This window comes from Paenibacillus sp. FSL K6-1330, from assembly GCF_037976825.1.
Lineage (GTDB): Bacteria > Bacillota > Bacilli > Paenibacillales > Paenibacillaceae > Paenibacillus_AQ.
The window spans coordinates 117421-140000 of record NZ_CP150269.1; the positions used below are offsets into that span (position 1 = coordinate 117421).

The following is a 22580-nucleotide window of genomic DNA, read 5'->3' on the forward strand; positions in this document are numbered from 1 at the left end:
GACCCGGATTTTGATGACGCCATAAGGAGGTTAACATCAATGGGGGATTCGTCCAGCAAGAAGAGAATTGACTCTGCCTCGAGAATGATTAAGGCATCGCCACAAACCATATATCAGGCATTTACTGACCCCAAGGCTTGGGTATCGTGGCTTCCCCCAGAGGGGATGTCAGGTCAGATCGACACCTTTGATGCCTGTGAAGGCGGGACTTATCGAATGGTACTCACCTATAATGGAACGGACCAAGTTAATCTCGGTAAATCATCGGAAGGTACGGATATCGTCCAAGGTAAATTCCTGGCGTTGGTGCCAAACAAGAAAATCGTGCAGTGTTTTGAATTCGAGTCGGAAGACCCCGCTTACGGGGGCCTGATGACCATGACATGGACGTTGACAGCACTTGCGGAAGGCACGGATGTGACGATTGTTTGCGAGGACGTTCCTGAGGGCATACGTCAGGAAGATCACGAAGAGGGCTTGAATTCTACGCTTGAGAATCTCGCGGTCTTTACTGAATGATAGCGGACAGGCTGCCGCGCCTCACAACGTCCCTTGGCAGTAAAAAAAGCAAGCAACCCTACGTAAGCCTAGCGGCTAATCGGGTTGCTTGCTTTCGTGTTATTTCAGGGTGATACCGAATGCGGAGCTTGGAGCACCGGCAAATACGACAGCTCCATTGGCTGGGAGCTTCACTTCATTACTGCCGCTGACGATGCTGTAGTTCACAACGGCACCTTTTTCGTCATACACGGCGAATGCGCCTTGTGCCGGCAGGGTGACGGTCATCGTTTTGCCTGCAGCTTGTTTAGGGACGGTGTACCATTTGGCATAGCCATCGGCTTGCAGGGTAACGGTTGATTTTTTTCCTTTATAAAGCGGCTTAACGTCCTTACCGCTCACAAACAGGGAACCTGCCCCTTCGAGATACTCTACGCCCTTTTCCTTATAGAAACGGAATTCGGACGTATCCCGGCTGCCGATCGCCGGAACCTGATGCTGGCTTACTGCGGTATCCGAGTCGATGATCTTCTTGTCGATCAGATATCCTTCCAGACCACTCTTGCTGTTAATCTCTACCGTCGGTTTCGTGATGAAGTACATCAGCGATGTGAATTTCTCGTTCAATGGATAGAACGTTTCGCCTTCCCGCTTGGCCCAAGCGGCAGCGGTCTCCTTGGATAACGGGTTCGCTTCCATTTTCTCGGCGGTATAATGCGATAAAGCCATTTGCCCAAGTCCAGGAATCGTTACATATTGTCTTACCCACAAGTAGAGGCGGTCATTCTTTTCTTTGACAAAGCTAACCTTCGTGCTGCCATCCGCGCTGACAAATGTTCCATCTGCAGTGTATACATATTTCTCTGCAGGATAGTCTGGCACCATCGGTACGGTAATGGACAGTTCGCCGTCCTTGATATCGACTTTCATCTGCTGATTCGTCACGCCATAGTAACCTGCATTTTTGGCGATGTCGCTAGGCATGTCGGCCTTGACTGGTTTGCCGAATGATTTTTCCGGCTTGAATTCCTTGATCGTGCCTTTTTCCTTAAGGGCATGCAGCAGAATGTCGTTGGCCAACAATTGGTTGGTTGAGCTGGAACCCCCGGAAGATAATACGGCGGCAGCCATATTTTGCTCTGGAAGAACTACGAGCGAAGCATGATACAGGATAGTGTCTCCGCCTTTGGTTACGGCTTTCATGTCATATTGGTTAAACGGGAACAGTCTCACGCTGTCCCAGCCGAGTCCGTAATCGAACGAGTTATCGGCATCTTCGGGCCACAGACCTTTTTTATATTCTTCCTGCTCCATGGCTTTAACGGATTTGTCGGAAAGAATGCCTTCGGCTTCCCCAGTGAAGATCTGCGCGAACTGCACCAGGTCTTCAGCCGTAGAATAGATGCCGCCGGTTCCGATCACATTGACCGTCTCGTTAGGAAGCTGTCCTTGGTGAGTAGGAAAATACAGACCCGCCATTTGGCTTAACTCCAACGTATCTTGGGATGTCTTCGTGTGGTCCAAATCTAACGGCTCGGTAAAAGATTGATGAATGAATGCGGTAAACTCCTTGCCGCTCACTTTCTCTACCAGTATCTCAGCTAGCGTGAATCCATCATTACAATAAACGGAAAATGCACCCGGGTCTGCTTTCAGATTTTGGGTGGACAGCTGCTTCAGCAGCGTGTCATGTGCATGAGGGTCATTATCTTCGAACAAAAATGCATTGTTCAGGCTGGAACCCTGCAGTCCGGAGGAATGGTTGAGCAGCATGCGCGGCGTGATTTTTTTGTAACGTTCGTCTTTCATCGTGAATTCGGGTATGTACTGAACCAGAGGCGTATCCAGGTTGATTTTCTCCTCATCCACCAATTTCATGACCGCAGCGGCGGTGAACACTTTACTCGTGGAGCCGATGCCATACATCGTTTCCTTGGTCAGCGGTTTCTTTCCTTCGATATCATTGACGCCCGCTTGACCGGACACGGTAATCACTCCGTTGTCGATAAGGGCATATTGAACGCTTGTCGTACCATAAGTCTCGGTGAGCAGCTTGGCTTTCTCTGCGGCGGTTTTCTGAAGGCCTCCTCCAGCAGCAACTTGGCTGTTATCTGCTGCCATTACCCCAGCAGGAAGAACCAGTGTGACTGCGAGAAGGGTTACGAGCATCCGTGATAGTCTTTTCTTCAATGAATAAATACCTCCTTATTATGAATGTACTTAGTTAGTACGATTTACCAGCCCAAATGGTTCAATCTTTTTTCGGGAAATTTACAAAGTGCGGGGAGGAACAAAAAAACAGGCATCCCATCCATAGCCGTAAAGCCATGTGGGGATACCTGTTTTTAACTGAGTACGATAAGCAGCGCCGAGGTGGTTCCGACGAAACAGCCTGCCAAACAATCCGAAGGATAGTGAAAGCCAAGATAAATGCGTGACAGGCTGACCGTAAGGGCCAGCAGGATCAAGAGCAATGACAGCCAGGGTGTTATAAACAGAAACGGCGTGATAATGGAAAAGATGGCCGTCGAGTGTCCGGAAGGAAACGAATGGTCCTTCATCGGTTTTTTTTCGAACCGTACCTTTTCAAGTGCCAGATAGGGCCGGATGCGCCGCATCTTCCTTTTGATGAGGGCCGTAATCAGGAAGCTGAGTGAAAGTGCAATAAAACTCTGCCACCCCATCGTATTCCATGGCTCAGGTGCAAAAAACGCTATCGAAAGTGTCAGCACAATGGTAAAGATAGCACCCCCCATATGGGTGACCAGCGCGAGCATCGAATCCACCGTTTTGTTGCTGATCTTGCGGTTTAACCAGCGGAAGATAAGGTGGTCATGTTGCTGAAGCCAATCCATCGAACGAGTAATCATTGTGAACAGAACACCTCACATTATAATTTTGTAAGCAGTCAGCCCAAAGTTAAATAGGCTGCAATATATGCTTGTAAGGGCCGAGATTCATAGTGTAGACAAGAGGCTTACATACGACAGTATACAGGAGAATTGTTAAGCGTGGGTATGAATGACATGTATTTTTTCATAAATTGAACTTTCTTTGTCGCAGGTGGGTTTGATGATAGCCGTTTTGAGTGTGTTGTAAGCACGCTTCACAAGATTATGGTTTCCCAGGGATGATGACTTCATGTCCCCATGTTCTCGAAGCCCGGAATCCGATATAATGAAAGCATCTAACCATGCCTAAGGAGGAGAAGCATGAAATTCCGCGTTTCTGCCGTGCAATATCATCTGCACACCATTCAATCCTTTGACGATTTTGCCCGTCAGTCGGAGCATTATATCCGGACGGCGGAGGAATTTGAAGTCGATTTTGTGCTGTTTCCGGAATTTTTCACAACCCAACTGATGTCCATCGGGGATGATCAGGGCAAGGCATTGACGATCAATGATCTTCCGGATTTCACAGACCGTTACCGCGAGCTGTTTCAAGGCTTTGCGAAGCAATATAACATGCATATCATTGGCGGGACGCACGTCATTCGCCGGGAAAGGAAGCTGTACAATGTAGCGCATCTGTTCTATCCGGACGGCCGCATTGCGGAGCAAGCCAAGATCCATATCACGCCTTCGGAGATTAGCGGATGGAATATGGGAGCGGGTGAAGGACTCGAAGTGTTCGAGACGGAAAAAGGCACCATTGCGATGCTGACCTGCTATGACATCGAATTCCCTGAGATTGTGCGCATGGCCAAGGCTAAAGGGGCCGACGTCATTTTCTGTCCGTCCTGTACGGATGATCGGCACGGATTTCACCGCGTGCGTTATACCAGCCATGCCCGCGCCATTGAGAATCAAATCTATGTGGTGCTGACCGGTACCGTTGGCTCGCTGCCAACCGTGGATCTGATGCGTGCCAACTTCGGACAGGCGGCCATCATTACCCCGAACGATATCCCGTTTCCTCCGCAGGGCCTGCTGGCCGAGGGAGAGCTGAACAACGACATGATCATTACCGCCGATCTTGATCTGGATTTATTGTATCAAGTGCGCGAGAAGGGATCCGTCACGACATGGCGCGATCGCCGCACGGATTTGTATCCGGATTGGGAATAAGCCCGTTTATCAGCACGTGAGGAAAATAGGACAAAGGCGGTGCAGAGGAAATGGCCCGGTTTCATCAACAGTTTTATGTATTTGACGACGCTCGGCCGGTGCCGGTTGTCATTCGAAGCTACACGGAAGCGGATTTTGACGAGCTGATCTTCATTCAATCCGAGACGTTCCCGCCCCCATATCCGCCGGAGCAGTGGTGGAACAAGGAGCAGCTGAATCAGCACGTCACTTTATTCCCTGAGGGCGCTCTGTGCGTTGAAGTGGGCGGGATGCTCGCCGGGTCGATTACCTCGCTCATTGTGGATTACGATCCATGGGAGCCTGCGCACTCCTGGGCGGAGACCACGGATAACGGGTATATCCGGACCCATAAGCCGGACGGGAATACGCTATACATTGCCGACATTTGTGTCAGGCCGCGCTTCCGTAAGCTTGGACTCGGCAAATGGTTGATTCAGTCGCTGTATCATGTGACGGTGAATCGGGGACTGGACCGACTGCTTGGCGGCGGACGGATGCCCGGCTATCATCGGCATGCCCATGAAATGTCGGCTGCGGAGTATCTGGACGCTGTTGTCCGAGGAGATCTCAAGGATCCGGTGATTACCTTCCTGCTGCGTTGCGGCCGGACGCCCGTCGGGGTGGCAGCGGAGTATTTGGAGGATGAGGAATCCTGCAATTATGGGGCTCTGATGGAATGGAAGAATCCGTTTAGAGGATGAAGAAGTTTCGCTTGAACGATAATGAATGGACTTCATATATAAAGATGGATTTTTTTATTACATATATAAGGAGGCTTTTATTTGATGGAATATATCCGTATTACAAGCATCGACGATCCTTTGTTCCGCAAAATGCACAATCTGATGAAGGACGTGTTCCCTCCGGAAGAGGTGCTGGAATTCAGCCTATGGAAAGAACCGCTGGAGGATCCGGGTATTCGGGTGTTTGTTGCCCTGCATGAGGACGAAGTGGTGGGCACTACGGAATACCGCTATTACGAGGATTGGAATGTAGCGATGACCGATTTTACTATTATCGGGCGCGAAGGGCTTGGTATCGGCCGATTCCTGGCACAGCATCGCTTGAAGGATCTGAATGAGCTGGCGGCCGCAAACGGCAAAGCGTTGTTCGGCATGTTTGCCGAGATCTACGATCCATATCGGGTACAGGACTATGCATTCGGCGGGGTAAAGCCGATGGATCCGTTCGTTCGCCGCGAGGTGCTGTCGCATCTTGGCTACAAACGCACGGATATCGCCTACGTTCACCCATCCTGGAATAATGATGGCGAAGCGGTGAGCGGGCTCGACTTCTGCTTCATGCCGGGCGATGATACTGTCAATGAATTGCCTGCAGAGCTGATCGTGAACTTCCTGAAACGTTACTATTCTGTGCTGCCTGAGAAACCACAGGCCTGGAACGACATGGTGGCCAAGCTGGAAACGCAGGAGAAGGTATCCCTGCTCCCGCTGTAACTTATACGATAGCGCATGCCTGATTCGTTACGAATCAGGCATATTCTTGTCGGGTTACGCCCACAGCATGTGATATTTTGGTATTCTGATCGTAGAATGACCCTTATATTCAAACATGGAGTGTGTAGAGCCATGATCCGGCAGCTTATTTTGGCAAGGAAATCACAGAAGTAAGTTATAGTGAATGGCACAAGCAATGGGCCGAGAAATACGGGGATTGAGGATGCGGTCGGTTTTCCGGGTAAGCACGTGGATAGGCTTTTTCTTCACATTTGCTAAAATCCTCATTTGAATTGCAAGGCTATACTGGATATAGTAATACAATAGGCAAGGAAAAGAGGAACATACATGAACGACCGAAAACAAGTGAGCATCCGTCTTCAAAGCCTTCACGAAGGGGAGAATACGATACAGGAGCTTCCGGCGGAGGCGTTTATTAAAGGGAATGTCCTGTATGTTCGCTATACAGAACCAGCGCTTGGACCGCATCAAGGGGAGACCCGGGCGATGCTTAAGCTGACGGAGGACGAGCTGAAATTGATTCGTCACGGCGAGGTGGAGTCCGAGCAGTCGTTTCGGTTAGGCCAGCGATTGCCGGGGTATTACCGCTCCCCGTTCACTTCATTTAATCTCTCTACGTACACGCAGCGTCTGGAGCTAGCGCTTGAAGGCGTGTCCGGACGAGCGGCTTGGGCGTACGATTTATATGTGTCGGGCGAGTTATCAGGACACTTTTCTATTAGTTTGACTATTCAGGAGGCACATGAATCATGACAATGAATCCATTAGATCACATTAACGGGCTGGTTGCAGAAGCGGTGGCTGACGCTGCCGTTGCTGCAGGACTGGTTTCCCGTGAGGAATTGCCGGGCATAACGCTGGAAGTTCCCAAGGATAAGTCGCATGGCGACTTGGCTACGAACGTAGCGATGCAGTTGACACGAATCGCCAAGAAGAACCCGCGGCAAATTGCGGAGGCTATCTTGGAACATTTGGATATGGCGAAAGCTTCGATTGAAAAAGCGGAAATAGCCGGACCCGGATTCATTAACTTTACCTTGGACAAGGGATACCTCTATCCGATCGTTGCATTGGTAGAAGAACAGGGTGACAACTACGGACGGATTGCTACGGGCGAGGGGCAAAAGGTTCAGATGGAGTTTGTCAGCGCTAATCCCACCGGAAGTCTGCACCTGGGACATGCCCGCGGAGCAGCGGTAGGCGATGCCCTCTGCAATGTGCTTGATTTTGCAGGATACGAGGTTACGCGCGAATACTATATCAATGATGCTGGCAACCAAGTGGTGAACCTGATTAAATCCCTCGAAGCCCGTTATTTGCAGGAGCTCGGCCAGGATGCCGAAATGCCGGAAGATGGATACCACGGCGAAGATATCAAAGGGTTTGCCAAAGAGCTTGTAGCTGAGAAGGGCGAATCTTTGCTGTCCATGGATCCAGGCGAGAGAACGGCATTCCTTCGTCAGTTCGGACTTGAGAAGGAACTGGATAAAATCAAACGCGATTTGAATCGATTCCGCGTTCATTTTGACGAATGGTTTAGTGAGACATCCCTGTACGAGAATGGACTTGTGGAGAAATCCCTGGAAGAGCTGAAATCGAAGGGCGAAGCTTATGAGAAGGATGGGGCAACCTGGCTTCGTACAACTGACTATGGGGACGACAAAGACCGCGTCCTCGTGAAGAATGACGGAACCTATACTTACCTGACGCCGGATATTGCATACCACCGCAATAAATACGAGCGCGGCTATGACAAGATTCTTAATATTTGGGGAGCCGATCACCATGGTTATATTCCACGGATGAGGGCTGCTATGGAGGCACTCGGCAATGATCCGGACAAATTAATTGTATTGATCGCCCAGATGGTCAGTCTGTTCCAGGATGGCGAGAAGGTGAAAATGTCCAAGCGTACCGGTAAAGCGGTCACGATGGAAGATCTGATGGATGAAGTCGGCGTGGACGCAATCCGCTATTTCTTCACCATGCGCAGCATGGACTCCCACCTGGATTTCGATATGGATCTGGCGGTGTCTACGTCCAATGAGAATCCGGTCTTCTATGTTCAGTATGCCCACGCACGTATTTGCAGCGTATTCCGCCAAGCGGAGGAGCAAGGCGTTAACCTCCTGCCGCTTTCCGAAGCGAACCTGAGCGTTCTTACAACCGAGCATGAGTACGACATTTTGCGCAAAATAGGAGAGCTCCCGCAGGAAGTGTCGCTTGCTGCTGAGAACTATGCTCCGCACCGACTCATTCGGTATGTATATGAGCTGGCTTCCTTGTTCCACAGCTACTATCGAGCCGAGCGCGTGATTACGGAGGATGCGGATCAAACGCAGGCTCGCCTGGCTTTGCTTCGAGCTGTTCGTGCGGTCATCGCTAACGTGCTTCGCCTGATGGGCGTATCGGCGCCGGAACGGATGTAATGGATTTTTGCTTTAATATGTGACAACAGCCGTCTTTCCGAGGAAAGGCGGCTGTTTTTAATTTGTAAACGGACATTCTTTTATAGTTGTTGAAGAATCAGTTTATAATTTCATGCCCTCGCGCAAAAATTTCAAGGCATTTACCTCTCCATCGGAGGCGCTGTGTCCTTTTTTGAGCTTAAGGGGAGAGGAGGTGCGTCGCAGCAGGGCCTTAAGGGTAGCCGTTTTTTTCAGGTCGGGCTTCTGCGCAAGCAGTAGGGCAATCGCTCCGCTGACGTGGGAAGTCGCCATGGAGGTGCCACTCATCTCGTGGTATTTTCCTTGCAGCCACGCGGACACGATTTTATCTCCAGGTGCATAAATATCGACAAATTGTCCACGATTGCTAAAGGAAGGGATTTTCCGGTTGCGGTCGGTAGCTCCGACGGATATGGTTTGAGGATAACGGGCAGGATAGTCCGCGGTACGGCGCTTACCGTCATTGCCGGAGGAGGCTACAATAATGACGCCTGCTTGGTTGGCCTTGCCTACAATATCCAGCAGCGTACGGCTTCGGGTCTGCATACCGAAACTCATATTAATGATATCGATCTCGGACCGCACGCACCAGTCGATGGCCAGAATGATGTCCGACACAAAGGCGGATCCGTTATGATCAAAGGCTTTGACTGGATACACTACAGATCTTGGAGCAACGCCAATCATTCCCTGCGTGCTGTTCGCAGCAGCGATGGTACCCGAAATATGTGTTCCGTGCCCATTGTCATCATATGGCGGTAGGTTTCGGTGGACGAGGTTAACCCCTCGAGTCAGCGAATACTTCAGATCGGGGTGAGCGAAATCCACCCCCGTGTCGATAACGGCAATCTTCATGCGGTGTCCTGTCGAGACCGACCAGGCTTGAGGGGCTTTGATTTGCTTGATACCCCATGGGATCCCGGTTAACGTTCCAATTGTCCCCTGTATGGCATGGATATGAACCTGTTCATCCTCTTCAACCATCAGTTCATTCTGAAACTCCGACTCAAACTTCGCGGTTTGGGGAGCTGGAGCGATGATGGTGCGGGTAAGCGGCGAATAGCTGACCGAACTCGGAAAACGCCTTTTCCCGACAAGTCGATTCCATTCGCGGATACATTCCTGGTACAGCTTAGGGTCATGAAACGTAAGGAGCCGCCGGTTCATTTCCCGGACGTTCCGCATAGGGTTCGTCTCTGTAAGTAGTGATTGCATGATCCGGGTGTAATCCATATGTGGCAATCTCCCTTCCCGATGAACCGTTGCTTCAGTATTGTATGAACCGGGGAGAGTGCCCGAATGGGATGTTGCCCTTTTTCCGGGAAATAGGCCCTGTTTACCGTGTCAAAGCAGCAGGGCTAACATAAGATACATGAAGAGAACATCAAGGTTCTCTTATCTAATCCCGTAAGGAGTCGATCCTTGGGGCGGGTACAGTCAGAAGACGGGGACAATTGTCTCCGTCTTTTTCCTTTTTGGTATCTGATGGGTAATGGTGCATAAAAACTTGATTTTTATTTCCAAATAGGTTTTACTTAGTTTTGATAATGGATATGTTGAGGGTATAACGTGAAGATTGTGTGAGAGGAAGTGTGCGTTAGTGAGTAATCCGCTCAATTTAAAGATCGATCCGGAGAAGATTCAGGAAATCCCAATGGTTGACCTGGCTTTTATGGTTCTGAAGGCGGCGAATACGCCGTATTATTACCGTGACCTTATGAATGAGGTGGCCAAGCTTCGTGGCTTTACGGAAAAGGAAATTAACGAAACGATTGCCCAGTTATATACCGAGATCAATATAGACGGACGTTTCGCATGTGTAGGAACGAATCTGTGGGGACTAAAGCGCTGGTATCCGCTGGAGAAGTCCGAAGATCCGATTGCGAACGCCAAGCGTCCGCGGATCATCAACGATGAAGATGATGATGACGATGACTTCACCGATGAAGAGGAGACTTACAGCGGTGACGATGCCGAGGAGGATTTCGACAGCATCGATGACGAAGATGATGATCACGATGATCTCTTCCCGGATGATGACGATGCCGAGGACGATGTAGACGAAGAGGTTGTTCTGGATGATGACGAATTGGATGACGAGGATTCGGAATCCGAAGAGGAAGATGATCTGGAAGAGGAAGCCTTTGAGGAAGACGATAAGGATTAATCCGTCATACAGCAGGGTCTTTAGGACTTGTCTGCGCTGATAATGACTGTGTTTTACAGTGTCAGCCAATTGGGCAATTTTGAGGTTGCTTCTTCTCTTGACAAGCAGACAAGGCACAGAGTAAACTATTGCTTGGGCTTATGATTGTGGATTAAATATGTTTAATATAAAAGTGCCCCGTTATTTTTTCGGGGTCACTTTTTTTGTTTTTAAGGCTCAGAAAGTGTAAATGACGCTAGCTTCTGGACCTAATAACGCTAGAGAACTACCTTATCAAAAGCGGTCTGTCTTCTGGAAGTTTGTCGATAGACATTTTTTCTTTGGGCTGTGGAAGCATCCTTCCTGTGTGGACTGGACTTTCATGGTTTCTTGCAGTGAATATTCCAAGTTGTTTAAGATGAGGTATGGAAACCGCTCGTCTTGAAGCCTCATAACGTATGCCGGGTTAAGCGGCTCGATATGAGGATCATTTAAGCGTCAATATATGCGGTTTGTAATAGGTCGGAGGTCAGCTCGCTCACCATTTTTGGAAGCGAGCGATGCTTTTTGTTGGTCCCTCTGATGAATCAGGGGAAAACGGGTTAGGATAAACATCATATGTCGCCTGAAGTTATGGAGATTATATAGGAGGGTTTTTAACAGTGACAAAGTATATTTTTGTAACAGGCGGGGTCGTGTCATCTCTTGGTAAGGGAATTACCGCCGCTTCGCTCGGTAGATTGCTTAAGAACAGAGGGCTCAAGGTAACGATTCAGAAATTCGATCCGTACATTAATATAGATCCAGGCACCATGAGTCCTTACCAGCATGGCGAAGTATTCGTTACGGACGACGGTGCGGAAACCGACCTGGACCTGGGACACTATGAGCGCTTCATCGATATTAACCTGTCGAAGAACAGCAATGTGACAACAGGGAAAGTATACTCTTCTGTTATCAGCAAGGAACGTCGGGGAGAATATTTGGGCGGTACCGTGCAGGTAATCCCTCATATTACGAACGAAATCAAGGAGCGTGTGTTCCGTGCAGGCCGTGAAGCGGGTTCGGATGTGGTTATTACCGAAATCGGCGGTACGGTTGGCGATATCGAAAGCCTTCCTTTCCTTGAGGCTATTCGTCAGATTAAGAGTGACGTTGGCCGTGAGAACGTGATGTATATTCATGTAACCCTCATTCCATATATTAAGGCAGCCGGTGAAGTGAAAACGAAGCCGACCCAGCACAGTGTAAAAGAACTCCGCAGTATCGGCATTCAGCCGAATGTTATCGTGTGCCGTACGGAGCATGAGCTTTCAACCGAGATGAAAGCAAAAATCGCGCTCTTCTGCGACATCGACCCTAACGCGGTTGTAGAGTGTCGCGATGCCTCCTCGCTGTATGAGGTACCGCTGAATCTGCGTGAAGAAGGCCTTGATGAAATTGTTGTCAATCATTTGAAATTGACCACCCCTGCGCCGGATATGAGCGAGTGGGAGGATCTGGTGGAGCGTGTATCCAAGCTGGAGAAGACCGTTGAGATTGCGATTGTCGGTAAGTATGTCGCACTGCACGATGCCTACCTCAGTGTTGTTGAATCCCTGTCTCATGCAGGCTTTGATGCTAATGCCGATGTGAAGATCCGCTGGGTGAATGCCGAAGAAATTACGGCAGACAACGTGGAAGAGGCGTTAAGTGGGATTGGCGGTATTCTTGTACCGGGTGGATTTGGAGATCGGGGTATCGAAGGCAAGATCAGCGCGATCCGCTATGCTCGCGAACGCAATATTCCATTCTTCGGCATTTGTCTTGGGATGCAAGTGTCCGTTATTGAATATGCCCGTTCGATTGTCGGCCTGAACGGCGCGAACAGCTCGGAAATTGATCCGGCTACCGAATATCCAGTCATTGACCTGCTGCCGGAGCAGAAGGATATTGAGGATCTTGGCGGAACGATGCGCCTGGGTCTGTATCCATGTAAGCTGGTTCCAGGATCGCTTGCAGAGTCCTGCTACCAGGACGAGCTGGTTTATGAAAGACATCGCCACCGGTATGAGTTCAATAACCAATACCGCGAAGATATTGAAAAAGCAGGCCTGCGTATATCCGGTACTTCTCCGGATGGACGTCTGGTAGAAATTGTAGAGCTGCCAGGACACCCTTGGTTCCTTGCTGTGCAATTCCATCCGGAATTCACGTCCCGTCCGAACCGTCCGCAGCCGCTGTTCCGTGAATTTGTAAAAGCCTCGATCCAGCATCAGGCATAATGGGAAGAGCCTCTTTTGCAGAGGCTCTTTTTTGCGTATAAAGCCGTTGTCATAACTGTGGACAGGGTAAGCTGACGTTCAGATCGGATGTCCAGAGCTGTCGCTTTCGGATACAACAAATTCATACATCTTTTTTTCTTAGTTTTTTTAGGACAGGAAGGAATTCGACATCTACAAGCGAATACAAATAATGGTCGGTTTATGGGAAAGTTAGGAACTTTCGAGTTTGCATATACTCATTGTACGATTTAAGTATCGGGGAGGTTGAAGGGATGAGCAAAGAAAGCAAACACAAAGTGCTGATTGTGGATGACCAGAATGGTATCCGCATCTTGCTTGTAGAAGTGTTCAGCAGTGAAGGATATGAGACGTTTCAAGCGGCGAATGGCAAGGCTGCACTTGAAATTGTGAAGACGCATACCCCGGATTTGGTGCTGCTGGATATGAAAATTCCTGGAATGGACGGGCTTGAGATTTTGAAGCATATTAAACAGATGAATCCGGACATTAAGGTGATCATGATGACTGCCTATGGAGAGCTTGACATGATCAAGGAAGCAACCGATCTTGGTGCGTTGATGCATTTTACCAAACCCTTTGATATTGATGAGATGCGGCAAGCCGTCAATATGCAGCTGAAAGGGACCGCCAATAATATCGGTTGAATGATGAATTCTGCTCAAAGGGCGGAATTCTTTTTTTTGTCAGAATGTGAGGTCCTTCGCAGCATTTTAGGAAATGCTTGTTTAGTATTTATGACGCGATGTGGTATAATAAGTCCGTGTGTTATATCGGCTAAAAACCATAGACAAACTAAGCATCTATAGGAGGATGAAACCATGCCATTAGTATCAATGACAGACATGCTGAACAAAGCACTTGAAGGTAAATATGCTGTTGGTCAATACAACATCAATAACCTGGAGTGGACATATGCGATTCTTGAAGCGGCTGAGCAAGAGAAATCACCAGTAATTCTTGGTGTTTCCGAAGGCGCAGCTCGTTATATGGGTGGATTCAGCACCGTCGTACACATGGTAAAAGGTTTGATGGAGGACCTGAAAGTGACAGTTCCTGTTGCCATTCACCTTGACCACGGTTCAAGTGTTGAGAAATGTAAAGAAGCAATCGATGCAGGATTCACTTCGGTTATGATCGATGATTCCCACAGCCCGATTGAGACGAATATTGCAACAACGAAACAAGTCGTTGAGTATGCTCATGCCAAAGGCGTTTCCGTTGAAGCTGAAGTCGGCATGGTCGGTGGACAAGAAGATGACGTCATCGGTGATGTAATGTACGCGAAGCTGGACGATTGCGTGCGCATCGTGAACGAGACAGGCATCGACACATTGGCGCCTGCACTTGGTTCTGTTCATGGTCCTTACAAAGGCGAACCAAACCTTGGTTTCAAAGAGATGGAAGAGATTCGCAATGCTGTGAAACTTCCGTTGGTGCTTCATGGTGGTACAGGCATCCCGACGCATGACATCAAGAAAGCTATCTCCTTGGGTACTTCCAAAATCAACGTGAACACCGAGAACCAAATTTCTTTCTCTAAAGTTGTTCGTGAAGTGCTTGCTGCTAAACCAGAAGCTTACGATCCACGCACATTCCTGAAACCAGGCCGTGAGGCAATCAAGGAAACTGTGGTTGGCAAAATCCGTGAGTTTGGTTCCAACAATCAAGCCTAATAAAGTCGCTTGTAGTCTAGTGGCCACAACATGATGATTGGAATCACCTAAGATATTTAGGCTGTCTTATGCTGTAGTATACAATGAAATGGAAAGCACACCGCATAGCCGGTGTTTTTCCATTTCATTTATTAAGTATCAAAAGTACAAGCGGGTTGTGAGCTTCACAACCGGATAATCGAGAACAAAAAAGAACGCAAAATGCGGTCTGTCATCCTTTAGGAACGTCGATAAGACGTTTTTCTTGTATGACGGCCATCAGAACCATTTCCGGCTGCGAAGTGATGTAGGGGGACCCGAAAGCTTATGGAAAAATTGATGATCAGCGGTGGACGCCCACTGCGAGGTACTGTAACAATCAGTGGTGCCAAAAACAGTGCTATTGCGTTAATTCCCGCCGCAATCCTGGCGGAATCGGAAGTCGTACTTGATAATTTGCCGCTTCTCAGCGATGTGGCTGTATATGCTGAGATTTTGGAAGAATTGGGCGGGCAAGTTTCATGGGAAGGCAATCAGATGAGAATTGACCCTTCTGATATCAAATCTATTCCGATGCCTAACGGACCCGTTAAGAAACTGCGCGCGTCCTACTATATGATGGGCGCCATGCTTGGAAGATTTAAAGAAGCCGTGATCGGCCTGCCGGGCGGCTGTAATTTTGAACCTCGTCCCATCGATCAGCACATCAAGGGCTTTGAAGCGCTTGGCGCAACCGTCACCAATGAACACGGTTCGATTCATCTGCATGCCAAAGAGCTGCGGGGCGCGAAGATCTATCTGGATGTGAGCAGTGTTGGTGCAACGATTAATATTATGCTGGCGGCTGCTAAGGCCAAAGGCTCCACAATTATTGAAAATGCGGCGAAAGAGCCTGAAATTATAGATGTTGCAACACTTTTGAATTCCATGGGAGCTGTCATTAAGGGCGCCGGAACGGAAACGATCCGGATCGAAGGCGTAACCGAGATGCATGGCTGCCGACATTCCATTATTCCAGACCGGATTCAGGCCGGTACATATATGATTGCTGCCGCAGCTACACGCGGCGATGTTCTGATTGACAATGTCATCCCGAAACATCTTGAAGCCCTTACGGCCAAGCTGATCGAGATGGGTGTTGGTATTGAGGAGCTGGACGAAAGCATTCGCGTGATCGGTAAGGATCGATACCAGCATGTGGACGTTAAGGCGCTTATATATCCTGGATTTGCAACGGATTTGCAATCACCGATGACCAGCCTGCTTACGCAAGCGGAAGGCGTCAGTGTCCTTAGTGATTTTGTATATAGTAACCGATTTAAACATGTTCCGGAGTTAGTTCGCATGGGCGCCAAAATCCGCGTGGAGGGACGCTCTGCTATTATAGAAGGTGGTCCGCTGAACGCAGCCAAAGTCAAGGCGACCGACCTGCGCGCAGGCGCGGCTCTTGTCATTGCTGGACTAACCGTACCCGAAGGGGTAACGGAGGTAAGTGGTGTAGAATTCATTGACCGCGGCTATGACCATCTGGTATCCAATCTGCGTATGCTGGGTGCCGACGTATGGCGTGAAACTGAGGAAGAATGATTTTTTTTACCAAAACGAGGGAAATGTGTGGTTAAAACTGCATATCTCCCTCTGATTTGGGTAATGCTCCTAGTAAAGCTCTCATAGAATAATAGACTACATGCAGCAGGACTTGCTGTGACAGAAACAAATAATTGAATAGGTGGTTATTGAATGGATTTACAAATAGCCGATTTGGAAGGCATGAAGCTGACGGATCTGTATAAGCTGGCCAAAAAGTATCAGATCCCTTATTATGGCCAGTTGAAGAAAAAAGAATTGATATTTGCCATTCTCCGGGCGCAGGCCGAACAGAGCGGCTTGATGTTCATGGAGGGCGTACTTGAGATTTTGCCGGAAGGTTACGGTTTTCTTAGACCGATCAACTATTTACCGAGCACGGAGGACATCTACATTTCGGCCTCCCAGATTCGTAAATTTGATTTAAGGACCGGAGATTTGGTTTCGGGCAAATGCCGGACACCTAAAGAGAACGAACGTTACTTCGGGCTGCTGCAGGTCAACGCCGTGAATGGTGAGAATCCTGCCGTCGCAGCGGAACGATTGCACTTCCCAGCCTTGACTCCTCTATATCCGCAAGAAAAGCTTGTTCTTGAAACATCCCCTAATCAGTTGTCAACCCGAATTATGGATCTGCTTGCACCTGTAGGTTTAGGACAACGCGGTTTAATCGTAGCACCGCCAAAAGCAGGGAAAACGCTCCTCTTAAAAGAAATCGCCAACAGCATCTCAACCAACAATCCAGAGATTGAACTGTTTGTTTTACTCATCGATGAACGGCCTGAAGAAGTGACGGATATGCAGCGTTCCGTTAAGGGCGAGGTGGTTGCTTCTACTTTTGACGAGCTTCCGGAGAACCATATTAAAGTGGCGGAACTGGTATTGTCCCGTGCCTTGCGGTTGGTGGAGCATAAGAAGGACGTTGTTATATTGCTGGACAGCATCACCCGTCTTGCCCGTGCGTACAACCTGGTCATTCCTCCGTCCGGCAGAACGCTGAGTGGCGGTATTGATCCTGCGGCATTCCATCGTCCGAAACGTTTCTTCGGTTCGGCGCGTAACGTGGAGGAAGGCGGAAGTTTGACGATTCTGGCTACAGCCTTGGTTGAAACCGGATCGCGGATGGATGACATTATTTATGAGGAATTTAAAGGGACAGGCAACATGGAGCTGCATCTGGACCGCCGCTTTGCGGAACGCCGTATTTTTCCGGCGATCGACATTCGTCGCTCCGGTACCCGGCGTGAAGAGGTGCTGCTGAACAAGGATGAATTGGATACCATTTGGGCGATCCGTAAAAATATGAACGACTCTGCTGACTTTGTGGAAGGATTCCTCAAAAAAATGCGTGACAGCAAGAATAACGCGGAGTTCTTGGCATCATTTGATGTGAATGCCAATAACGGGAGCGGAACCGGGACTCAGAGCCAGACAGCTAGACGCCCATCGCGCGCATCGGCTGCGACGGCCCCTCAGAGCTAAGTCCTGAATCAACCGGAGAATAGGAGATCAACATGTATTTGGTTTATGCAGATGAGCAAGGGAATGTATATGATCATTCTGATCTGTTTGGGCTTGCCCGCAGCGGAGATATGATCGTTGAGATATTGGATGATGAATTAATCCCTTTGCCAGAGGGGGCTACATTGGTCGGACTACCGAGCACCCGAGCGATCGGAATGGATCCAGAGACTGGTGATATGATGCCGCTTGAGGACGGGTACACTGCTGTCGGAGCGCTGTTGCCGCAAGGCTATACCCGGTTGTGCTTGCCAGGATACGTGAAGTCGGACAAGGAATATAAGCTGCCGCTATTTGGTTACTCGGCGGTGGTATGGAAGGATGGCGCTTTCTATACAACAGCGCGTTTATCCGATGACCCGGAGAAGTGGAACCCGGTGAACTGCGATCTGAACGATCTTGAGCTTGGGGTTAAGACGCTGAAGGAGAAATATCCGGAGAATCGGCTCTATGAGCATCTGTCTAACTGTGCATTAGGTTATGAATGTCTGACGGCTTCCAATACGTTCCTGAATCGCTGGGAAGGCGCTGTTCCTGTATCGTACTCTTGCAATGCCGGTTGCTTCGGTTGTATTTCGGAACAGCCGGATGACAGCGGCTTTGTCTCGCCACAGACCCGTATGAACTTCCGTCCGAAAGTGGATGAGTTGGTACAGGTCATGCTGGAGCATCTGAAGACACCGGAGTCGATCATCAGCTTTGGCCAAGGTTGTGAGGGAGAACCCTCCACGCAGGCGAAGATCATTATAGAAGCCATGAGAGAAGTTCGGGCACAGACTGATATGGGATACATCAATATTAATACCAATGCGGGACTAACTGATTTTATCAGTGGTATCGTGGATGCGGGTCTTGATCTGATGAGGGTCAGCACGATCAGTGCATTGGATGATCATTATAACGCATACTACAAGCCAAGGGGCTATACGCTGGCCAATGTGGAGAAATCTCTTCGTTATGCAACCGATCAAGGTGTATATACCTCCATCAACTATCTGATCTTCCCGGGCGTAACTGATCGCGAGGAAGAGCTGGAAGCCATGATTGAGTTTGCCCGCCGCACGGGTCTCAAATTGATTCAGCTCCGCAATCTCAACATTGACCCTGAGAGCTATCTCGAGCTTATTCCGCCTGCACAAGGCGAGATTCTGGGGATGAAGCAGGCGATTGAGATTATGCAAGAGGAGCTGCCAGATGTGGTGATTGGCTCCTATACGCATGTGCCGCCTGCAGGACAGGCAAGACCGAAGAAGAGACCATCGATTATTTAACAGAACCGTACTGAACATCGGATGTGTTAAAAACAGGTTGAAATTCCAATTGTGGACTTGTCTGATGATTTGTGTATGAGCTATTGCGCATTCATTTTGCTCGTGATATACTCCATTTATGTGTCCATATAACTCTGGGTCCGCATGAGGCTCAGGGCGGAAAGAGGTGAAAGCTACAATGAAACAAGATATTCAACCGAAATATCACGTTACTACAGTTACTTGTGCTTGCGGTAATACGTTTGAAACAGGTTCTGTAAAACCAGATCTTCGTGTAGAGATTTGCTCGAACTGTCATCCGTTCTTCACAGGTAAACAGAAATTCCTGGATGCTGGCGGTCGTGTTGATAGATTCAAGAAGAAATACGGTATCTAATAAACAAACCCTTCGCCCTTGCGGTCGAAGGGTTTTTGTCTGTTTACAGGGCTGGTGGAGTATGCAACTTCTTCCGTCGGTTGCTTTTTTGATAGCCATGCGATATACTAAAGTTCGCCGTGCTAGACGGGGAGGTAGCGGTGCCCTGTAACTCGCAATCCGCTGTAGCGAGGTTGAATTCCTGTTAGAGGTATTGTCGATGTGAGGCTGGTCCCTGCGCTCAACGTTGACGGTTGGGTCCTCCGCAATGAGCACTTGTGAACCTGGTCAGGTCCGGAAGGAAGCAGCCATAAGCAAGATCGCTTTTGTGCCGGAGGGGTGCCTAGCCCGAGTTGTTGCTCAGGATTGCCGCTCGGATCGCAATTATCAATAACAGGTGCACGGTATACATATCTGCACATAACACCTTTGCCATATTGGCAAGGGTGTTTTTTGTCGAAACGGCTATCCATTCAAGCTGATCCTTCATGTGCACTTTGGATAAAGTTTTCCAAGTAAACGTTTTGCTAAGGCAGGGGAAAGTAGTATAGAATGTAGTATAATATAACCGTTAAACTCACGCCTTTTTGGCTGGGAATGACCATGAATGCAACAGTAAAGCACGCGAGGATCGGGTTTAGTATAAACTTAAGGTTTTCTCGATCTCGTGAAGTGGAAGTTGAAAGAGGGTAAAGCACAGTGGAACATATCGCGTTATATCGTGCTTGGCGACCACAGTCGTTCGGCGACATGGTGGGCCAGCAGCATATTATCCAGACCCTGCAGAATGCCATTCGCGAGCAGCGGGTTTCGCATGCCTACCTGTTCAGCGGTCCACGGGGTACGGGCAAGACCAGTGCCGCTAAAATTTTGGCCAAAGCCGTGAACTGCGAGCATGGTCCGGCTGAGGAACCCTGCAATGAATGCGAGGCCTGCCGGCGTATAACGTCCGGAGCCGTCATGGATGTTCAGGAGATCGATGCTGCATCCAACCGCGGTGTCGAAGAAATCCGTGATTTGCGGGAGAAAGTCAAATACGCACCGACCGAGGTGCGGCGTAAGGTTTATATTATCGATGAAGTACACATGCTGACGACGGAAGCGTTCAATGCCTTATTGAAAACGCTGGAGGAACCGCCGGCACACGTGATGTTTATACTAGCGACAACAGAGCCCCACAGGCTTCCGGCAACGATCATCTCACGCTGTCAACGGTTTGACTTCCGGAGGGTTTCCTTGGACGAACAGACCGGGCGTCTGGAGCAGATTTGCGGAGAAGAAGGCATTACGGCAGAGCCTGAAGCACTGCAGTATATAGCACGTCTATCGGATGGCGGTATGCGGGATGCACTGAGCATTCTGGATCAGATTGCCTCCTTCACAGGAGGCACGGTATCTTACCAGCAGGTCATGGACATGACGGGCGGGATTGCCTCGGAGCAGTTTGGCCGTCTGGCCAGTGCCGTGAAACAGGGGGATGCCGGACTTGTGCTGCAGATCGTGGAGCAATTCATGCAGGAGGGAAAAAGTGCAGATAAATGCATGGAGAATCTCCTGTATTATTTCCGCGATTTGCTGATGATCAAGATGGTTCCTAGCGCCGATAAGCTGACCGACCGGGTTTTGAATCCGGCAGAGTTTCAGGAGATGGCGAATGCCTTCAGCCGAGACGAACTATTTCAAATGATCGATACGCTGAACCGGTATCAGAGTGAGATGAAATACGCCTCGCAGCCGCAGACTCTGTTTGAGGTGGCATTGCTCAAGCTTTCCGGTATAACTCAATCAGCGGGTGGGGCCAGAGCTCAGAATACAGCCGATGCGGGGGAGCTCGCTCAGCTGAAGCAGCATGTAGCCTCACTTGAGAAAAAGCTGGAGCGACTGATACAAAACGGTGTTCCTGCATCTGGTCAACGTGAACCGGCCAAGTCCACCCGTACACCGGCACCGAAAGCAGCTTCATCAGCCAAGATCCCGCAGCATATGGATCAGTATATATCTTGCCGAACGGGGGAGGATTATACTTCTGTTCATCGACAGTGGGCCCAAATTCTGCAGAATGTGAAAGAGGAGAAGGTGACGGTCCACGCTTGGCTGATGGATGGAGAACCTGTGTCCGTATGGGAAGACAAGGTTCTTGTCGCTTTTAAAAACAACATCCACCGCGAAACCACGGAGAAACCTGCCAACAAACAGGTGATTGAAGGGGTTCTTGAGTCCACGCTTGGCAAGCCGTATCATCTGGTTACCATGATGCTTCGTGATTGGAGTGACGCGGTAGAAGGAGTGGGCAAACCTCAGGCAGAGGAGCTTAAGCTTGAGCATGAAGAAGCGGAGGCCGGTGGGGAGAAACCATGGATTGATGAGGCGATCCAGTTGTTTGGAGAAGACCTCGTTGTCATAAAAGACTAGCACGTCCCTACGTGCACCCTATTTATAAGGAGAGATGAATCATGAATAATATGAACCAAATGATGAAGCAAGTGAAAAAGATGCAGGAGCAAATGCTGAAGGCTCAGGAAGAGCTCGCTACGAAAACCGTTGAAGGAACTTCCGGCGGTGGCGTGGTTACCGTGGAAGCGAATGGACATAAACAAATTTTGTCCATCAACATCAAGCCTGAGGCAGTTGACCCGGATGATGTGGAAATGCTGCAGGATCTGGTACTGACTGCGGTTAACGATGCACTTGCCAAGGCTGAAGAAATCGCAAATGCTGATATGGGCAAATTCACAGGCGGCATGAAAATTCCGGGCTTGTTCTAATCTAACCTAGAAGGAGTAGTTACATTTGTACTATCCTGAACCGATCGCGAAGCTCATCGACGCCTTTACGCGACTGCCGGGTGTGGGGCCGAAGACGGCCGCCCGCCTGGCTTTTCATGTTCTGAACATGAAGGAAGATGACGTTATTGATTTTGCCAAAGCGCTAGTCAGTGTCAAAAGGAATCTGCACTACTGCTCCGTCTGCTGCAACATCACCGATACGGATCCATGCCGGGTATGTCAGGACAAGACCCGGGATGCTTCGACCATCTGCGTTGTACAGGATGCCAAGGATCTTGTGGCGATGGAGCGTACGAAGGAATTCGATGGCTACTATCATGTCCTCCACGGAGCCATATCTCCGATGGAAGGGATCGGACCGGATGAAATCCGTCTGAAGGAGCTGCTGACACGTCTTAGTGATGAGAGAGTGAAAGAGCTGATTCTGGCCACGAATGCCAATATCGAAGGAGAGGCAACGGCG

General features: G+C 49.3%; 20 protein-coding genes and 1 other RNA gene (1 of these 21 running past the window's edge). 18 read left to right on the forward strand and 3 right to left on the reverse strand.

The genetic code is table 11. The features are described from left to right. Positions 1–39 precede the first annotated feature (39 nt). A complete protein-coding gene (locus tag NYE54_RS00550) occupies positions 40–519 on the forward strand; it encodes an SRPBCC family protein (protein ID WP_339269276.1) in 480 nt (159 codons plus the stop codon). A 99-nt stretch (positions 520–618) separates the two neighbouring features. Here the strand turns inward: NYE54_RS00550 and NYE54_RS00555 are convergent, their stop codons facing one another. Together NYE54_RS00555 and NYE54_RS00560 are read right to left on the reverse strand one after the other, a co-directional pair. After that, positions 619–2688, reverse strand: a complete 2070-nt coding sequence (locus NYE54_RS00555; RefSeq protein ID WP_339269278.1) for a serine hydrolase domain-containing protein — start codon at positions 2686–2688, stop codon at positions 619–621. Positions 2689–2843: 155 nt separating this feature from the next. Then, positions 2844–3368, reverse strand: a complete 525-nt coding sequence (locus NYE54_RS00560; protein WP_071221142.1) for a phosphatase PAP2 family protein — start codon at positions 3366–3368, stop codon at positions 2844–2846. A 342-nt stretch (positions 3369–3710) separates the two neighbouring features. Between NYE54_RS00560 and NYE54_RS00565 the strand changes: the two genes are divergently transcribed. From NYE54_RS00565 to argS, 5 genes are all read left to right on the forward strand, one after another. Further along, positions 3711–4568, forward strand: coding sequence for a carbon-nitrogen hydrolase family protein (locus NYE54_RS00565; protein WP_339269280.1), 858 nt, complete (start codon positions 3711–3713; stop codon positions 4566–4568). Positions 4569–4618: 50 nt separating this feature from the next. Then, on the forward strand, positions 4619–5290 hold the full coding sequence (locus NYE54_RS00570; protein ID WP_339269282.1) for a GNAT family N-acetyltransferase: 672 nt from the start codon (positions 4619–4621) through the stop codon (positions 5288–5290). Between the two features lie 84 nt (positions 5291–5374). Further along, positions 5375–6046, forward strand: a complete 672-nt coding sequence (locus tag NYE54_RS00575) for a GNAT family N-acetyltransferase (RefSeq protein WP_339269283.1) — start codon at positions 5375–5377, stop codon at positions 6044–6046. Between the two features lie 348 nt (positions 6047–6394). Further along, on the forward strand, positions 6395–6820 hold the full coding sequence (locus NYE54_RS00580; RefSeq protein ID WP_076326387.1) for a DUF1934 domain-containing protein: 426 nt from the start codon (positions 6395–6397) through the stop codon (positions 6818–6820). Next, a complete protein-coding gene (gene argS, locus NYE54_RS00585; RefSeq protein ID WP_339269286.1) occupies positions 6817–8496 on the forward strand; it encodes an arginine--tRNA ligase in 1680 nt (559 codons plus the stop codon). Before NYE54_RS00580 ends, argS begins: the two co-directional genes overlap by 4 nt. Positions 8497–8598: 102 nt before the next feature. On the opposite strand, the gene NYE54_RS00590 is transcribed toward argS, so the two are convergent. Then, complete coding sequence (locus NYE54_RS00590) at positions 8599–9747, reverse strand: S8 family peptidase (RefSeq protein ID WP_339269288.1); 1149 nt, start codon at positions 9745–9747, stop codon at positions 8599–8601. Positions 9748–10114: 367 nt separating this feature from the next. Here NYE54_RS00590 and rpoE point away from each other — a divergent pair, with 367 nt between their 5' ends. The 12 genes from rpoE to recR all read left to right on the forward strand — a co-directional run. Then, a complete protein-coding gene (gene rpoE / locus NYE54_RS00595; RefSeq protein ID WP_076326390.1) occupies positions 10115–10681 on the forward strand; it encodes a DNA-directed RNA polymerase subunit delta in 567 nt (188 codons plus the stop codon). 641 nt (positions 10682–11322) lie between these two features. Then, entirely contained in the window at positions 11323–12924 is a 1602-nt protein-coding gene (locus NYE54_RS00600; RefSeq protein ID WP_071221150.1) for a CTP synthase, read from the forward strand. 272 nt (positions 12925–13196) lie between these two features. Further along, on the forward strand, positions 13197–13589 hold the full coding sequence (locus tag NYE54_RS00605) for a response regulator (protein ID WP_339269290.1): 393 nt from the start codon (positions 13197–13199) through the stop codon (positions 13587–13589). Positions 13590–13763: 174 nt separating this feature from the next. Beyond that, the gene (fba, locus tag NYE54_RS00610) at positions 13764–14618 is read left to right on the forward strand and encodes a class II fructose-1,6-bisphosphate aldolase (protein WP_076326392.1); all 855 of its coding nucleotides are present in this window, start codon (positions 13764–13766) and stop codon (positions 14616–14618) included. A 306-nt stretch (positions 14619–14924) separates the two neighbouring features. Continuing rightward, positions 14925–16184 (forward strand): UDP-N-acetylglucosamine 1-carboxyvinyltransferase, encoded by a 1260-nt coding sequence (locus NYE54_RS00615; RefSeq protein WP_071222334.1) that lies wholly within the window; start codon positions 14925–14927, stop codon positions 16182–16184. A gap of 153 nt (positions 16185–16337) precedes the next feature. After that, the gene (rho, locus tag NYE54_RS00620; protein WP_071222335.1) at positions 16338–17666 is read left to right on the forward strand and encodes a transcription termination factor Rho; all 1329 of its coding nucleotides are present in this window, start codon (positions 16338–16340) and stop codon (positions 17664–17666) included. A 32-nt stretch (positions 17667–17698) separates the two neighbouring features. After that, positions 17699–18976 carry a radical SAM protein gene (locus NYE54_RS00625; protein WP_339269293.1) on the forward strand — a complete coding sequence of 426 codons (1278 nt, stop codon included), beginning with the start codon at positions 17699–17701 and terminating at the stop codon, positions 18974–18976. Between the two features lie 178 nt (positions 18977–19154). Next, positions 19155–19352, forward strand: a complete 198-nt coding sequence (gene rpmE / locus NYE54_RS00630; protein ID WP_006207505.1) for a 50S ribosomal protein L31 — start codon at positions 19155–19157, stop codon at positions 19350–19352. Positions 19353–19469: 117 nt separating this feature from the next. Then, positions 19470–19736, forward strand: an RNA gene (gene ffs, locus NYE54_RS00635) — signal recognition particle sRNA large type. 294 nt (positions 19737–20030) lie between these two features. Continuing rightward, positions 20031–21743 carry a DNA polymerase III subunit gamma/tau gene (gene dnaX, locus NYE54_RS00640; protein WP_098741282.1) on the forward strand — a complete coding sequence of 571 codons (1713 nt, stop codon included), beginning with the start codon at positions 20031–20033 and terminating at the stop codon, positions 21741–21743. A gap of 41 nt (positions 21744–21784) precedes the next feature. After that, complete coding sequence (locus NYE54_RS00645; protein ID WP_009595540.1) at positions 21785–22096, forward strand: YbaB/EbfC family nucleoid-associated protein; 312 nt, start codon at positions 21785–21787, stop codon at positions 22094–22096. Positions 22097–22121: 25 nt separating this feature from the next. Continuing rightward, positions 22122–22580 carry the 5' portion of a recombination mediator RecR gene (gene recR, locus NYE54_RS00650; RefSeq protein ID WP_071222338.1) on the forward strand. The gene runs 141 nt beyond the window's last position, so only the first 459 of its 600 coding nucleotides appear in the window; its start codon is at positions 22122–22124; its stop codon lies off the right edge, out of view.

Excerpts from the sequence above, each read along its gene's own strand:
- NYE54_RS00605 (WP_339269290.1), top strand. The coding sequence starts at position 13,197 with ATGAGCAAAGAAAGCAAACACAAAGTGCTGATTGTGGATGACCAGAAT.
- argS (WP_339269286.1), top strand. The coding sequence starts at position 6,817 with ATGACAATGAATCCATTAGATCACATTAACGGGCTGGTTGCAGAAGCG.
- NYE54_RS00590 (WP_339269288.1), bottom strand. The coding sequence starts at position 9,747 with ATGGATTACACCCGGATCATGCAATCACTACTTACAGAGACGAACCCT.
- NYE54_RS00575 (WP_339269283.1), top strand. The coding sequence starts at position 5,375 with ATGGAATATATCCGTATTACAAGCATCGACGATCCTTTGTTCCGCAAA.
- fba (WP_076326392.1), top strand. The coding sequence starts at position 13,764 with ATGCCATTAGTATCAATGACAGACATGCTGAACAAAGCACTTGAAGGT.
- NYE54_RS00580 (WP_076326387.1), top strand. The coding sequence starts at position 6,395 with ATGAACGACCGAAAACAAGTGAGCATCCGTCTTCAAAGCCTTCACGAA.
- rho (WP_071222335.1), top strand. The coding sequence starts at position 16,338 with ATGGATTTACAAATAGCCGATTTGGAAGGCATGAAGCTGACGGATCTG.
- NYE54_RS00550 (WP_339269276.1), top strand. The coding sequence starts at position 40 with ATGGGGGATTCGTCCAGCAAGAAGAGAATTGACTCTGCCTCGAGAATG.
- rpmE (WP_006207505.1), top strand. The coding sequence starts at position 19,155 with ATGAAACAAGATATTCAACCGAAATATCACGTTACTACAGTTACTTGT.
- NYE54_RS00570 (WP_339269282.1), top strand. The coding sequence starts at position 4,619 with ATGGCCCGGTTTCATCAACAGTTTTATGTATTTGACGACGCTCGGCCG.
- NYE54_RS00625 (WP_339269293.1), top strand. The coding sequence starts at position 17,699 with ATGTATTTGGTTTATGCAGATGAGCAAGGGAATGTATATGATCATTCT.
- NYE54_RS00615 (WP_071222334.1), top strand. The coding sequence starts at position 14,925 with ATGGAAAAATTGATGATCAGCGGTGGACGCCCACTGCGAGGTACTGTA.
- NYE54_RS00645 (WP_009595540.1), top strand. The coding sequence starts at position 21,785 with ATGAATAATATGAACCAAATGATGAAGCAAGTGAAAAAGATGCAGGAG.
- NYE54_RS00565 (WP_339269280.1), top strand. The coding sequence starts at position 3,711 with ATGAAATTCCGCGTTTCTGCCGTGCAATATCATCTGCACACCATTCAA.
- NYE54_RS00560 (WP_071221142.1), bottom strand. The coding sequence starts at position 3,368 with ATGATTACTCGTTCGATGGATTGGCTTCAGCAACATGACCACCTTATC.